Source organism: Thioalkalivibrio sp. ALE31, from assembly GCF_000377405.1.
Lineage (GTDB): Bacteria > Pseudomonadota > Gammaproteobacteria > Ectothiorhodospirales > Ectothiorhodospiraceae > Thioalkalivibrio.
Map to the genome: position 1 here is coordinate 181,194 of NZ_KB905021.1, position 12,669 is coordinate 193,862.

Sequence of the window (12,669 nt, forward strand, 5' to 3'; positions counted from 1 at the left end):
CCGGGGCTCTTCCATGCGTTCAATTGGGGATCTTCATGCTGCAGCGCGTCATCATCGCCGTCGACTTCTCGCCCGCCTCTGCCGCGGCCCTGGCTGTTGCACGCCAGCACTGCCCTGGGGCGAAGAAGCGGCTGCTCTATGTGATGAAGCCGTCGGACGTGGCAGGGCCCAGTTCCGCTGGTGCGTTCAGTGGTGCGGGGTCGTCGCCCCTGAATGCAAAGGAAATGCGCCATTCGGCGGAAGAAAAAATCCGGTCGCAGTTGCAGGAGTGGGCGGAGGCAGATGACGAGGTCGCCATCGCCGTGGGCAGTGCGCCGGAGGAGATCTCCCGTCATGCCGAGGAGTGGGGCGCGGATATGATCGTGATGGGGACCCGCGGGCGCAGTCAGATCGCCAACATGCTCTCCGGTTCCGCGACCGAGTGGCTGGTGCGCAACGCCCGCCTGCCGGTGCTGGTCGTGCACGATGTGCCGCTGTCCGACTCCATGAAGGAAAAGCTGCCGCCGGAAGGCGCCGTCGACTGAGCCCGATCGCCGTTCGCCGACACGTAGAAGGCCCGCTTTCCAGCGGGCCTTCCTCGTTCCTGTGGAATGCTCGCGCGGTGTCGAGGCCCCAGGCATGTAGGAGGCCAGCCCCGCCGTGACGCTAGCCGCCGGTCATGGACATGAAGCGCATGACCTTTTCCGGGCGCTCGGAGAATTCGTGGCGTTCCGGTTTCAGGTTGATGGCCTGGACCACCAGATCCTCCAGTTCGGAATCGGTGCAGCCCTCGCGCAGGTAGGGGCGCAGGTTCAGGCTGTGGTCGTTGCCCAGGCAGGTGTAGATGGTGCCGTCCACCGACAGGCGCACGCGGTTGCAGGTATCGCAGAAGTGCTGCGAAATCGGCGTAATGAAGCCGATGCGCACGGGGGTGTCCGGGATCTGCATGTAGCGCGCCGGGCCGCCGCCGGGCATCACGCCGGGTACCAGGTTGTAGCGCGGCTCCAGACGGGCGCGCACGTCCTGCAGGTTCACGTAGTGGCCCTCTTTCGCCTCGCGGCCGGTGTCGCCCATCGGCATGGTCTCGATGAAGCGCAGGGTGAAGCCGTGCTCGATGCAGAAGTCCACCATGTCCTCGACTTCCGGCTCGTTGATCCCGCCCATTACCACCATGTTGATCTTGATCGGGTCGAGCCCGGCGGCCTTGGAGGCCATCAGCCCGTCCAGGACCTTCTCCAGCTTGCCGCCGGTGATCTCCTTGAAGACTTCCGGCTTGAGCGAGTCGAGACTGACGTTGATGCGCGCCACGCCGGCATCCTTCAGTTCCTGGGCATGGCGCGCCATGCGCGTGGCATTGGTGGACAGCGAGATGTCGTCGATGCCAGGCAGGGCGTTCAGGCGTGCGGCCAGGTCCGGGAGGTTCTTGCGTACCAGCGGCTCGCCGCCGGTCAGGCGCACGCGGCGGGTGCCCAGACGTCCGAAGGCTCCCATGACGCGCTCGATCTCCTCGAAGCTGAGCCAGTGATCCGGCTCCTCGAAGTCGCGAAAGCCCTTGGGCATGCAGTAGAAGCAGCGCAGGTCGCAGCGGTCGGTGACCGAGAGGCGGACATATTCGATGCGGCGGCCGAAGGCATCCACCAGTGCGTTCTCGTCCTTGAGGGGCTGTTCCATGGGGTGCTCCGTCCTGCCGATGGGGGCGATATGTTTCATCACACACATCGTAGACCACTTCTCCGGGAACGCAACAACAATGCCTCAGAATCGTTGCGGCAATAAACAAAATCTCTCACAGATAATTTTGTCTTATTCCAAGATAAGAACTTTTCGTTGGCCAAAAGCCCGGCTTATGGCCAATATGGCCCATGAATAAGCAAACCGTAATCTATGGGGTCGTCTGAATGAGCGCGTTGCCCGAGTTCGAGAACCACAGCGAGCAGGAGATCAAGTACACCACCTGCTACATGTGTGCCTGCCGCTGCGGCATCAAGGTTACCGTCCAGAACAACAAGGTCCGCTATATCCAGGGCAATCGGCATCACCCGATCAACAAGGGGGTGCTGTGTGCCAAGGGTAACGCGGGGATCATGAAGCAGCAGTCCCCGGCGCGCCTGCACCAGCCGATGCGCCGCAAGCCCGGCACCGAGCGCGGCGCCGGCGAGTTCGAGCCGATCTCCTGGGACGAGGCCCTGGACATGCTGTCCACGCGGCTGCAGAAGATCCGCGAGACCGACCCGCGCAAGCTGGCGTTCTTCACCGGCCGCGACCAGATGCAGGCTCTGACCGGTCTGTGGGCGACCCAGTTCGGCACCTACAACTGGGCGGCCCACGGCGGCTTCTGCTCGGTGAACATGGCCACCGGCGGTCTGTATACCACCGGCTTCGCCTTCTGGGAATTCGGCGACCCCGACTGGGACCGCACCAAGTACCACATGCTGTGGGGCGTGGCGGAAGACCATGCCTCCAACCCGATCAAGATCGGTCTGGAGAAGCTCAAGCGCCGCGGCGGCAAGTTTGTCGCGATCAACCCGGTGCGCACCGGCTACCAGGCGATCGCCGACGAGTGGGTGGGCATCAAGCCCGGTACCGACGGCCTGTTCGCGCTGTCGATGCTGCACGTGCTGCTGAAGAACGACCAGTTCGACTGGGACTTCCTGGTGCGCTACACCAACGCCACCCAGCTGGTGGTGCAGACCCCGGGGCAGAAGGGCGATGGCCTGATCCTGCGTGACGAGGCCGGCAACCCGCTGGTCTGGGAGCTGGAACAGGAGGCGTTCGTCGACGGCACCCAGGTCGACATCAAGCCGGCGTTGTTCGGCGAGTACACCGCGCCCGACGGCCGCCCGGTCAAGACCGTGATGACGCTGCTGGCCGAGCGCTACCTGAGCGACGAGTATTCCCCGGAGAACACCGCCGAGGTCACCGGCGTCCCGGCCGACCAGACCGAGCGCCTGGCGCTGGAGATGGCGCACGTCGCGTTCAAGGAGACGATCGAGCTCGACATCGAGTGGACCGACTCCTGGGGCCGCAAGCACGACAAGGTGTTCGGGCGCCCGGTGTCCATGCACGCGATGCGCGGCATCTCCGCGCACTCCAACGGCTTCCAGACCTGCCGCGCGATCCATCTGCTGCAGATCATGCTGGGCTCGGTGGACTGCCCCGGCGGTCACCTGGCCAAGCCGCCGTATCCCAAGCATGTCCCGCCGGGCATCAAGCCGGCCAAGGAATGCGCGCCGAACACCCCGCTGAAGAGCCCGCCGCTCGGTTTCCCGACCGCGCCGGAGGACCTGGTCATCGATGACGAAGGCAACCCGCTGCGCATCGACAAGGCGTTCTCCTGGGATGCCCCGATCTCCAACCATGGCCTGATGCACATGGTGGTGACCAATGCGGTCAACGGCGATCCCTATCCGATCGACACGCTGATCTTCTTCATGGCGAACATGTCCTGGAACTCCTCGATGAATACCGCCGAGGTAATGGACATGCTGCGGGCGAAGGACGACAGCGGCGAGTACAAGATCCCGTTTCTGGTGGTCGCGGATGCGTTCCACTCGGAGACGGTCAACTTTGCCGATCTGGTGCTGCCGGATACCACCTATCTGGAGCGCTACGACACCATCTCCATGCTGGACCGCCCGATCTCCGAGCCGGCCGCGGCGGCGGACTCCATCCGCCACCCGATCCTCGAGGTCGACCGCAACGTGCGTCCGTGGCAGGAGGTGATGGTCGAGCTGGCGGGTCGCCTGAAGTTCCCGGCGTTCACCAAGGACGACGGTAGCCGCAAGTTCGCGGACTACAAGGACTTCATCGTCAACTTCGAGAAGGAGCCGGGCATCGGCTTCCTGTCCGGCTATCGCGGCAAGGACGGCAAGACCCACCTGCGCGGCGAGCCGAACCCGAAGCAGTGGGAGGCGTACATCGAGAACCAGGGGTTCTTCGTGCACCACCTGGCGCCGAACCAGCAGTTCTACCGCTTCGCCAACAAGGACTACCTGGAACTGGCCAAGCACGCCGGCTGGGTGGGCAAGACCGATCCGATCACGATCGAGCTCTACTCCGAGACCCAGCAGCGCTTCAAGCTCGCCGGCCAGGGCCTGTATGACGGCCCGCAGCCGACCAAGCAGGAGCACAAGGACCGCCTGACCCAGTTCTTCGATCCGCTGCCGATCTGGCACAAGCCGCTGGAGCAGACCCGCATCGACGAGGACGAGTACCCGTTCTACGCGGTCAACCAGCGTCCGATGTTCATGTACCACTCCTGGGATTCCCAGAACGCCTGGCTGCGCCAGATCTGCGCCCAGAACTACCTGTACATGAACCGCGGCAAGGCGGAGTCCATGGGCATCGCGGATATGTCCTGGGTCTGGCTGGAGTCGCACAACGGCAAGATCCGCGTGCAGGTGAAACTGATCGAGGGCTGCGAGCCGAACACCGTCTGGACCTGGAACGCCATCGGCAAGCAGAAGGGCGCCTGGGGCCTGAAGCCGGACGCGAACGAGTCCAACAAGGGCTTCCTGATGAACCACCTGATCAGTGAGCTGCTGCCGAAGAAGGGCGACCCGGTGGACAACATCACCAACTCCGACCCGGTCACCGGCCAGGCCGCGTGGTACGACCTGAAGGTCAAGATCACCCCGGCCGACCCGGAAGAGGCCAGCACCTGGCCCGACTTCGACACGATCAAGCCGGCGCCCGGCATGTCCGAGGCCCCGGACCAGCTCCGCTACGCGGCGCACAAGCCGGTGCACCTGAACCGTTCCATCCGCGACGTGCTGACGCGCGGCTCGCTGGACGACGAACAGTAGGCATCACGGATCCGGGCCATGCCGCCGGCCGAAGCCGGCGGCCCGAGAGAATTTGAGGAGTACCTGAAATGCGACTTGGACTCGTAATCGACATGGATACCTGCGTGGGCTGTCACGCCTGCGCGGTGGCCTGCAAGCAGTGGAACACCAGCGGTACCACCGGCGCGCTGACCGACTATCGCCCCTATGGCGAGGACCCCAGCGGCGTGTGGTTCAACCGTATTCGCCACTACGAAGTCGGCGATTATCCCAACAACAAGACCGTGAACATCCCGATGTCCTGCATGCACTGCCAGCATGCCGACTGCGTGAACGTCTGCCCGACCGGCGCCTCCTACAAGCGCCCGGAAGACGGCATCGTGCTGGTCGACCAGGACAAGTGCATGGGCTGCAACTACTGCGCCTGGGCCTGCCCCTACGGTGCGCGCGAGCTGGACCGCGAAGACGGCGTGATGAAGAAGTGCACGCTGTGCGTGGACCGTATCTACGACGAGCAGCTGCCGCCGGAAGAGCGCCAGCCGGCCTGCGTGATCACCTGCCCGGCGCACGCCCGGTTCTTCGGTGACTTCGACGACCAGGACTCCGAGGTCAGCCGCCTGGTGCGCGAGCGCGGCGGCGTGAAGCAGATGCCGGAGCTGGGCTACAAGCCGGTCAACACCTATCTGCCCCCGCGTATCACCCGCCCGATCCCCACCGACGACGTGCGCGCCAACAAGCTCGTCACCTCGGTGAAGGACTGGGTCAACAAGATGGTCGCGCGCTAGGCGCGGCCCGAACGGGAGAATTCATATGCATCCGGCATTTTCCGTCATCCTGTTTACCGTCATCTCGGGTGCGGGCTACGGCCTGTTCATCCTGCTGGCGGCCTTCCATCTCGCGGGTATCGGCCCGGCCATGAGCCACGGCGAGCTGCTGGCGCACGGCCTGGTGTCGCTGGGGATGATCACCCTGGGGCTGATGCTCTCCACCGGTCACCTGGCGAACAAGAAGAACGCCTGGCGTTCCTTCATGCGCTTCAAGACCTCCTGGCTGTCGCGCGAGGCCGTGTTCGCGGTGCTGTTCTACCCCTTCGCCGGTATCTACGGTCTGGGTGTGCTGCTGCAGGGTTCGGCCATCGGGCCGCTGCCCGCCATGGCCGGCGCGATCGCTGCCGTGCTGGCCGTGATCACCCTGTTCTCCACCGGCATGATCTACGGCTGCCTGAAGACCATCCGCCAGTGGAACACGGCGCTGACCCCGGCGAATTACATCATGCTGGGCATCGCGACCGGCACCACGCTGTTCGCCGCCATCGCCGCGGTGTTCGGCAATGCCACCACGCTGCACGCGGGCGTGGCCATCGTCGCGCTGCTGGCCGCCGCGTTGCTCAAGGGGATCTACTACTTCTGGATCTCGCGCGTGAACGGTCCGACCATCAACACCGCGACCACCTTCAACCGGGCGACCGTGCGTCTGCTGGATACCGGCCACACCGCCGGGACCTTCCTGACTGACGAGTTCGGCTACGACCCGCGCAAGGACACCATCGACAACATCAAGATGGGCGTCTTCCTGCTCGGCTTCATCGCCCCGGTACTGGTCTTCGGTTCGATCCTCTCCGGTGCGCCGGCCGGTATCGCCTGGCTGGCGGCGGTGTCGAGCCTGGTCGGGATCGGCATGGAGCGCTGGCTGTTCTTCGCCGAGGCCAAGCACGTCGTGCGCCTGTACCACGGTGCCCAGACCTGCACCGACTCCCTGGCCGAGCCGAGCCGCGTCGGCCCGGAAGTGGCCGCGGATGCTCGCCGTGGCGACGCACCGCGCGCCGAACTGGGCGATACGCCCGGGGGCTCCGGCTCCTGAGTCGGACGCAACCATACGGGTTACCCGGGCGCCCCGGGTAATCCGTACCAAAGGCCAGGGCGTTGGATGACCGACGCCCCGGCCTTTTCTGTTTGGAGGGGCTGCCCCGGGCAGGATCCGTCCGGGCCTATTGCCCCTTGTCGTTCTCGTGCATCCCGTGAACGATGAAGTAAATCACGTACGCGAAGAAGGCCGCGATGCCCGCCAGCGTCACGATCGTCAGGATCCCGATGGGCGACTGAAACATGATTTCCATCAGCATGATCTTTCCTCTAGTTGGGTCCATGCACCTTCGACGCTAGCCCCCGGAATCGGCCTTCGATTTGATCCAGATCATGCCGGGCGACGATTCGGGCTGCACGGGGCGTCGCTGTGGCGGGTGTGGGGCGAGCGGAGGCCGGTGGCGCTTCGGTGCGTATCCCGCAAGCAGGCGGGAATGCCAGCGCTGCTGCGCGGGTCTCGGCTCGAACTGGAGGTTCGCCGGGTTGGATTCGGGGGTGTTCGTGCTTCGCGCCCGAGAGGGTGGGGGCGCGAGGCTGGCTTCGTGTCGGCGAACGTCCCGAGGCTGCCGCCGAGGGGCTGGGCTCGTTGCGCCGCCGGTCCTTCGAGCCGGCACGGGCCGTGGCTGTGGCGCGCTCAGCCCGCGCTGCGGGTCTCGGCTTGAATGGAGCTTGGGGCTACGCCCGGGGTGTTCGGGCGTCGCGCCCGAGAGGATGGCTGCGCGACCTGCGGTCGCTTGGCCCTTCGGGCCGGCACCGCCTGCGGCGGTACCGCGCGTCGGCCCGCGTTGCGGGCCTCGGCTCGAACGGAGGTTCGAATCGGGCCCTCAGACACCCCATTACGCAAAAAGGGACCACGAGGGTCCCTTTTTGCGTAATGGCGCGCCCGAGAGGATTCGAACCTCTGACCTCTGCCTCCGGAGGGCAGCGCTCTATCCAGCTGAGCTACGGGCGCAAGGGCTGCAATGATACGGGCGGGGCCGCGGGTGCGTCCAGCCATATTTGACCGCGCCGCTGGGTTTGTGGTCGCGCCTGGCATGATGCCCTATACTCTGCGCCCGATTTGCGCGTACCGCGCGAGCGCTTTCGAAAGAGCACACCACAAGGCCATGCATGGCCAGGATCTCGGAGGGAGAGAAGTGGGAAATCAACCGATCAAGATGGACACCGGGAACAAGGTGTTGCTGTTTATCTCGTCCCTGGCCCTGCTGGCGACAGTCCTGTTTCTGGTGTCGCAGCTTGCGAGCTGGATTGGGGACATGATGGGCTCGCAGGCGGAGGCCGTGAGCGAGGAGCGTATTGCCGAACGCATCGCGCCGATCGGCCGGGTGGTCTCCGGTGAGGTGGATACCGCCGAGGAAGCCGCGGACCTGAGCCCGGGCGACATCTACGCTAACGTCTGCGCCGCCTGCCATGACTCGGGCGCCTCCGGTGCCCCGCTCAAGGATGACACGGACGAGTGGACTAACCGTCTGAACGACAAAGGTCTGGAGACCCTGTTCGAGAACTCGATCAACGGCATCGGCGCCATGCCGGCGCGCGGTGGAGACTCCAGCCTGAGCGACGAGCAGCTGCACGAGGCTGTGGCCTACATGCTCGATCAGGCAGGCGTCGATCACGGCTACGAGGGCAGCGCCAACGGAAACGGCGACACTGCCGCTGACGACGCGGCCGCCGAAGGCGAGGAGCCGGTTGCCACCACCGACGCGGGCGAAGCAGCTGCCGAGGAAGAGGCCGAAGCCGTGGCCGCCATTGCGGTCGGCGAGGGTGATGCCGAACGCGGTCAGTCGCGTTACAACACCTGCGTGGCCTGCCACGGTGCGCAGGGTCAGGGCACCCCGGTGTTCCCGAAGCTGGCCGGCCGTGATGCCGAGTACATCGCCGACAAGCTGGTGCGCTACCGCGCCGGCGAGACCGTCGGTGACCAGACGGCCCTGATGGCGCCGAATGCCGCGAACCTGTCGGATCAGGACATCGCCGATCTGGCCGTCTACGTGGCGACCTTCGAAGACTGATCGTCGCGCCGTTGCCGCGTACAAAGGCCCCGCCCGGTAGACCGGGCGGGGCCTTTTCTTTGCGGGCCGACGCTTCCCCGTTTATTGGGTACGCCAGTGGTCCAGGGCGCGGTAGCTCAGCGCCTCGGTGAGATGTCGGGTGGCAATCGCTTCCGCGCCCTCCAGATCGGCGATGCTGCGCGCCACGCGCAGGATGCGGTGATAGGCCCGTGCCGAGAGACGGAAGCGCTCGGCCGCCTTGTCCAGTAGCTCGCGGTCGACGGCCGCAAGGGCGGCGTGTCGATCGAGTCCCGCGCCATCCAGGGTGCTGTTGAGCCCCTCCTGGCGCGCCTGCTGGCGGTTGCGCGCCCGGGTCACGCGCGTCGCGACCGCGGCGGACGTCTCGGTGGGCTCGGTCGCGCCGGCCAGGTCGGCCGGCGGGATCCGGGGCACCTCGATGGCGAGGTCGATCCGGTCCAGCAGGGGTGCGGACAGGCGCTTGCGGTGCCGGGCCCGTTGTTCCGGGGTGCATTCGCAGCGTTCGGCCAGGTCGCAGTCGAAGCCCTGCGGGCAGGGGTTCATCGCACCCACGAGCTGGAAGCGGGCCGGGAACTCGGCCTGGCGGGCGGCACGCGAGATGTGGATCACGCCGGTCTCCAGCGGTTCGCGCAACACGTCCAGCACCGCGCGGTCGAACTCCGTCAGTTCGTCCAGAAACAGCACGCCCTGGTGCGCAAGCGAGATCTCCCCGGGGCGCGGGGTACTGCCGCCGCCCACCAGGGCCACGCCCGACGCGGTGTGATGGGGGGAGCGGAACGGCCGGGCCCGCCAGTCACCCCGCAGGTGGGTGCTGCCGCGCAGGCTGTGGATGGCGGCCGTCTCCAGCGCCTCGGCCTCGTCCATCGGCGGCAGGATGCCGGGGATGCGCGCCGCGAGCATCGACTTGCCGCTGCCGGGCGGGCCGACCATCAGCAGGTGGTGCCCGCCAGCCGCGGCGATCTCCAGGGCGCGCCGCGCCTGGTGCTGGCCGCGTACGTCCGCGAGGTCCGGGTGGCTCGGCGGGTTCGGGTCGGGCGGCCGGGCGGGTGCCAGGGCGTCGCGTCCGGCCAGCGCCGCGCATACCGCGGTCAGGTGTGACCCGGTGAGAACTCGCGCGCGCCTCGCCAGTGCCGCCTCGGCGCCGTCCTCCGGGTTGACCACCAGGGCGCGGTCGGCATCCGCGGCGGCGAGTCCGGCCGCCAGTGTGCCGCCCACCGGCCGCAACTGGCCGTCCAGCCCCAGTTCGCCGAGGAATTCGTGTGCCGCCAGGGCTTCGGCCGGGATCTGCTGGCTGGCGGCGAGGATGCCCAGGGCGATGCCGAGGTCGAAGCGGCCACCGTCCTTGGGGAGGTCCGCCGGGGCCAGGTTGACGGTGATGCGCCGCCGCGGAAATTCGAAGCCGCTGGTCTGGATCGCCGCGCGCACGCGATCACGGCTCTCGCGCACCGCGGCCTCCGGCAGGCCGACGATCTGGAAGGCCGGGAGGCCATTGGCCAGGTGGGTCTCGATGGTCACCAGCGGGGCATGGATGCCGTCGATGGCGCGGGCGTAGGCAATGGTGACGGGCATCCGTGCCCCTCCGTTCGGCCGCCGGGGGTCCGTCCCCGGCGGGTGGTTTCAGTGGTGGCTACTGCCCCGGGGTGTCGTCCGGCCGCCCCTCCAGCGCGGCTACGCGAGCCTCCAGTTCGGCGAGGCGTTCGCGGGTGCGCTCCAGCAGGGCGACCTGGATGTCGAAGTCCTCGCGGGTGACCAGGTCCATGCGCTCGAAGCCGCTTTGCAGCGATGAGCGGACCTGCCGCTGCACGTCTTCCTGCATATGGCGCACGGACTCCGGGAGGCTCTCGGTGATCCGGCGAGCCAGATCGTCGAAGCGTTTGGAATCGATCATCGGGTGGTCTCCTGACGCGTGTTCTTGGTTCTGGCCAGTGTAGCGCGGCTGACCCCGGGTACGGCTACTGCGATGCGGAGCGCCCGCCATCCACCGGGATGACCTGGCCGGTAATGTACGGCGCATCCAGCAGCAGGAACCGCACGGTGCGGGCGATATCCTCCGGGCTGCCCTCGCGCTTGAGGGCAGTGCGCTCGATCATGGCCTCGTGGGTGCCGGTATTCTGCGCATCCTCCGGCGCCAGGATCGCGCCGGGCGCAACCCCATTGACCCGCACGCCGGGCCCCAGTTCGCGGGCAAAGGCCTGGGTCAGGGCCCAGAGCCCGGCCTTGGCCGCCGAATACACCGGGTAGCCCTTCAGCGGGCGCAGCGCGTGGATATCCACGATATTGACGACCGCGCCCCGCGCCCGCTGCAGCGCCGGGTTGCAGGCCTGGGTGAGGAAGGTCGGCGCCTTCAGGTTGGAGCCGATTAGGTCGTTCCAGGCGGATTCGCGGATCTCGCCAACGGGGGTTGGATAGAACGTCGAGGCGTTGTTGACGAGAAAGTCCAGCCGCCCCCAAGCCGCCTCGGCGTCGCGGGCGAGGACTTCGATGGCCTGGGGGTCGAGCAGGTCGGCCTGCAGGGTGCGGGCGCTGTCGGGGCGCGCCGTGTTCAGATCGGCGGCCAGCGCGTCGGCCTCGTCACGCGAGCCGCGGTAATGGATCAGCACCCGCAACCCGGCCGCGTGCAGGTGCCGGGCAATGGTGGCGCCGACGCGCCGTGCGGCCCCGGTGATCAGCACCACGCCCGCCGGGTCGGGTGTCCTGCTCAAATTGTCGGTGGGTGCCTGCGCCACGTCCATCCCCGGGTTGGTACCATGCGTCGCCATGTTGCCGCCGAAACCTAGCACAAACACCGCCGACGATCCGGTCGCCCGGGAGATCGCCGCGCGTCTGCGCACTCACCTGCAACAGAGTATTGCGGCGGGCCAGGGGTTCCTTCCGTTCGTCGATTACATGCAGGCGGCCCTGTATGCGCCGGGCCTGGGCTATTACGTGAACGGGGCCCACAAGCTGGGCGAGGGCGGGGACTTCGTCACCGCGCCGGAGCTCTCGCCGCTGTTCGGCGAGACCCTGGCGACCTGGCTGGCCCCGGTGCTGCGCGATGACCTCGACGGCGCCGGCACGCTGCTGGAATTCGGTGCCGGCAGTGGCCGCCTGGCGGGGGACGTGATCACCACCCTGCGCGAGCTTGGGGTGGCCTGGGGGCGGTACTGGATCATCGAGGTGAGCCCGGACCTGCGCGCCCGGCAGCAGGCCCACCTGCAGGCCCAGCTGGAGCCGGCGGAATACGCGCGTGTGGCCTGGCTCGATGCCCTCCCCGAGGCCCCCTTGCGTGGGGTGGTGCTGGCCAACGAGGTGCTGGATGCCCTGCCGGTGGAGCTGTTCCGCTGGCGCGAGGGGCGCGTGTGGCAGGTCGGCGTCACTACCGAGGCGGACGGGGCGCTGACCCTGGCCGAACGCGAGGCCCCGCCAGCCCTGGCCGAACCCGTGACGCGGCTGGCGGCCGACTATGGCCCCTGGCCCGAGGGCTACCTGTCCGAGTGGCGGCCGGCGCAGGCGGCGTGGGTGCGCGCGCTCGCCGAGGGGCTGGAGCAGGGGGTGGCCGTGATCGTGGATTACGGCTTTCCGCAGGCGGCCTACTACGCCCCGGAACGGCACCAGGGGACCCTGGTCGGCTACTACCGCCAGCAGATGATCCAGGATCCTCTGGCCTATCCGGGGCTGATGGACCTGACCGCCAGTGTCGACTTCACCGCTGTGGCCGAGGCGGCGGATGCCGCGGGCCTCGATGTGCTGGCCTACGCCGGGCAGGGCGAGTTCCTCCTGGGGGCGGGGCTGCCGCAGCGTTTCGAGGCCCGCGTCGGTAGCGGCGAGGATGCCCGCCTGACCATGCAGGCGGCGCAGGCCGTGCGCATGCTGACCCTGCCGGGCGAGATGGGCGAGCGCTTCCAGGTCATGGCTCTCGGTCGCGGCTGCGCGCATCTGCCGCTGGGGGGTATCCCCGATCGCCGGGGGCGCCTGTGAACCCCGGTCCTGGCGCAATGGCGCGGTCGTTCCGGGGATGCTTGGTGGCATCGACGA

11 protein-coding genes and 1 tRNA gene are annotated in these 12,669 nt (G+C 67.4%); 6 read left to right on the forward strand and 6 right to left on the reverse strand.

Annotated features, from left to right (window positions below):
* Positions 1-35 precede the first annotated feature (35 nt).
* Positions 36-524, forward strand: coding sequence for a universal stress protein (locus tag D103_RS0104290; protein ID WP_018880902.1), 489 nt, complete (start codon positions 36-38; stop codon positions 522-524).
* Positions 525-645: 121 nt separating this feature from the next.
* Here the strand turns inward: D103_RS0104290 and moaA are convergent, their stop codons facing one another.
* On the reverse strand, positions 646-1,650 hold the full coding sequence (gene moaA / locus D103_RS0104295; protein ID WP_018875933.1) for a GTP 3',8-cyclase MoaA: 1,005 nt from the start codon (positions 1,648-1,650) through the stop codon (positions 646-648).
* Positions 1,651-1,877: 227 nt separating this feature from the next.
* On the opposite strand from moaA, the gene D103_RS0104300 reads away from it, so the two are divergent.
* The 3 genes from D103_RS0104300 to D103_RS0104310 all read left to right on the forward strand — a co-directional run bounded on the left by D103_RS0104300 (position 1,878) and on the right by D103_RS0104310 (position 6,623).
* Complete coding sequence (locus D103_RS0104300) at positions 1,878-4,784, forward strand: molybdopterin oxidoreductase family protein (protein WP_018875934.1); 2,907 nt, start codon at positions 1,878-1,880, stop codon at positions 4,782-4,784.
* A gap of 68 nt (positions 4,785-4,852) precedes the next feature.
* On the forward strand, positions 4,853-5,548 hold the full coding sequence (locus tag D103_RS0104305) for a 4Fe-4S dicluster domain-containing protein (RefSeq protein ID WP_026279312.1): 696 nt from the start codon (positions 4,853-4,855) through the stop codon (positions 5,546-5,548).
* Positions 5,549-5,573: 25 nt separating this feature from the next.
* Positions 5,574-6,623, forward strand: coding sequence for a DmsC/YnfH family molybdoenzyme membrane anchor subunit (locus D103_RS0104310; protein ID WP_018867740.1), 1,050 nt, complete (start codon positions 5,574-5,576; stop codon positions 6,621-6,623).
* A 127-nt stretch (positions 6,624-6,750) separates the two neighbouring features.
* On the opposite strand, the gene D103_RS14320 is transcribed toward D103_RS0104310, so the two are convergent.
* Entirely contained in the window at positions 6,751-6,885 is a 135-nt protein-coding gene (locus tag D103_RS14320; RefSeq protein ID WP_018875935.1) for a hypothetical protein, read from the reverse strand.
* A gap of 615 nt (positions 6,886-7,500) precedes the next feature.
* Positions 7,501-7,577 (reverse strand) — tRNA-Arg (locus D103_RS0104320).
* Positions 7,578-7,761: 184 nt separating this feature from the next.
* Here D103_RS0104320 and D103_RS0104325 point away from each other — a divergent pair.
* Complete coding sequence (locus D103_RS0104325; protein WP_018875936.1) at positions 7,762-8,637, forward strand: c-type cytochrome; 876 nt, start codon at positions 7,762-7,764, stop codon at positions 8,635-8,637.
* 81 nt (positions 8,638-8,718) lie between these two features.
* On the opposite strand, the gene D103_RS0104330 is transcribed toward D103_RS0104325, so the two are convergent.
* From D103_RS0104330 to D103_RS0104340, 3 genes are all read right to left on the reverse strand, one after another.
* Entirely contained in the window at positions 8,719-10,224 is a 1,506-nt protein-coding gene (locus D103_RS0104330; RefSeq protein ID WP_018875937.1) for a YifB family Mg chelatase-like AAA ATPase, read from the reverse strand.
* A 58-nt stretch (positions 10,225-10,282) separates the two neighbouring features.
* Positions 10,283-10,543: an accessory factor UbiK family protein gene (locus D103_RS0104335; protein ID WP_018867744.1), complete on the reverse strand. Its 261-nt coding sequence runs from the start codon at positions 10,541-10,543 to the stop codon at positions 10,283-10,285.
* A 64-nt stretch (positions 10,544-10,607) separates the two neighbouring features.
* Entirely contained in the window at positions 10,608-11,330 is a 723-nt protein-coding gene (locus D103_RS0104340; protein ID WP_018875938.1) for a pteridine reductase, read from the reverse strand.
* A gap of 82 nt (positions 11,331-11,412) precedes the next feature.
* On the opposite strand from D103_RS0104340, the gene D103_RS0104345 reads away from it, so the two are divergent.
* Positions 11,413-12,612, forward strand: coding sequence for a class I SAM-dependent methyltransferase (locus D103_RS0104345; protein WP_018875939.1), 1,200 nt, complete (start codon positions 11,413-11,415; stop codon positions 12,610-12,612).
* Positions 12,613-12,669: the final 57 nt, after the last annotated feature.

Coding starts and splice junctions, on each gene's coding strand:
- D103_RS0104290 (WP_018880902.1), top strand. CDS start 36: ATGCTGCAGCGCGTCATCATCGCCGTCGACTTCTCGCCCGCCTCTGCC.
- moaA (WP_018875933.1), bottom strand. CDS start 1,650: ATGGAACAGCCCCTCAAGGACGAGAACGCACTGGTGGATGCCTTCGGC.
- D103_RS0104300 (WP_018875934.1), top strand. CDS start 1,878: ATGAGCGCGTTGCCCGAGTTCGAGAACCACAGCGAGCAGGAGATCAAG.
- D103_RS0104305 (WP_026279312.1), top strand. CDS start 4,853: ATGCGACTTGGACTCGTAATCGACATGGATACCTGCGTGGGCTGTCAC.
- D103_RS0104310 (WP_018867740.1), top strand. CDS start 5,574: ATGCATCCGGCATTTTCCGTCATCCTGTTTACCGTCATCTCGGGTGCG.
- D103_RS14320 (WP_018875935.1), bottom strand. CDS start 6,885: ATGCTGATGGAAATCATGTTTCAGTCGCCCATCGGGATCCTGACGATC.
- D103_RS0104330 (WP_018875937.1), bottom strand. CDS start 10,224: ATGCCCGTCACCATTGCCTACGCCCGCGCCATCGACGGCATCCATGCC.
- D103_RS0104335 (WP_018867744.1), bottom strand. CDS start 10,543: ATGATCGATTCCAAACGCTTCGACGATCTGGCTCGCCGGATCACCGAG.
- D103_RS0104345 (WP_018875939.1), top strand. CDS start 11,413: ATGTTGCCGCCGAAACCTAGCACAAACACCGCCGACGATCCGGTCGCC.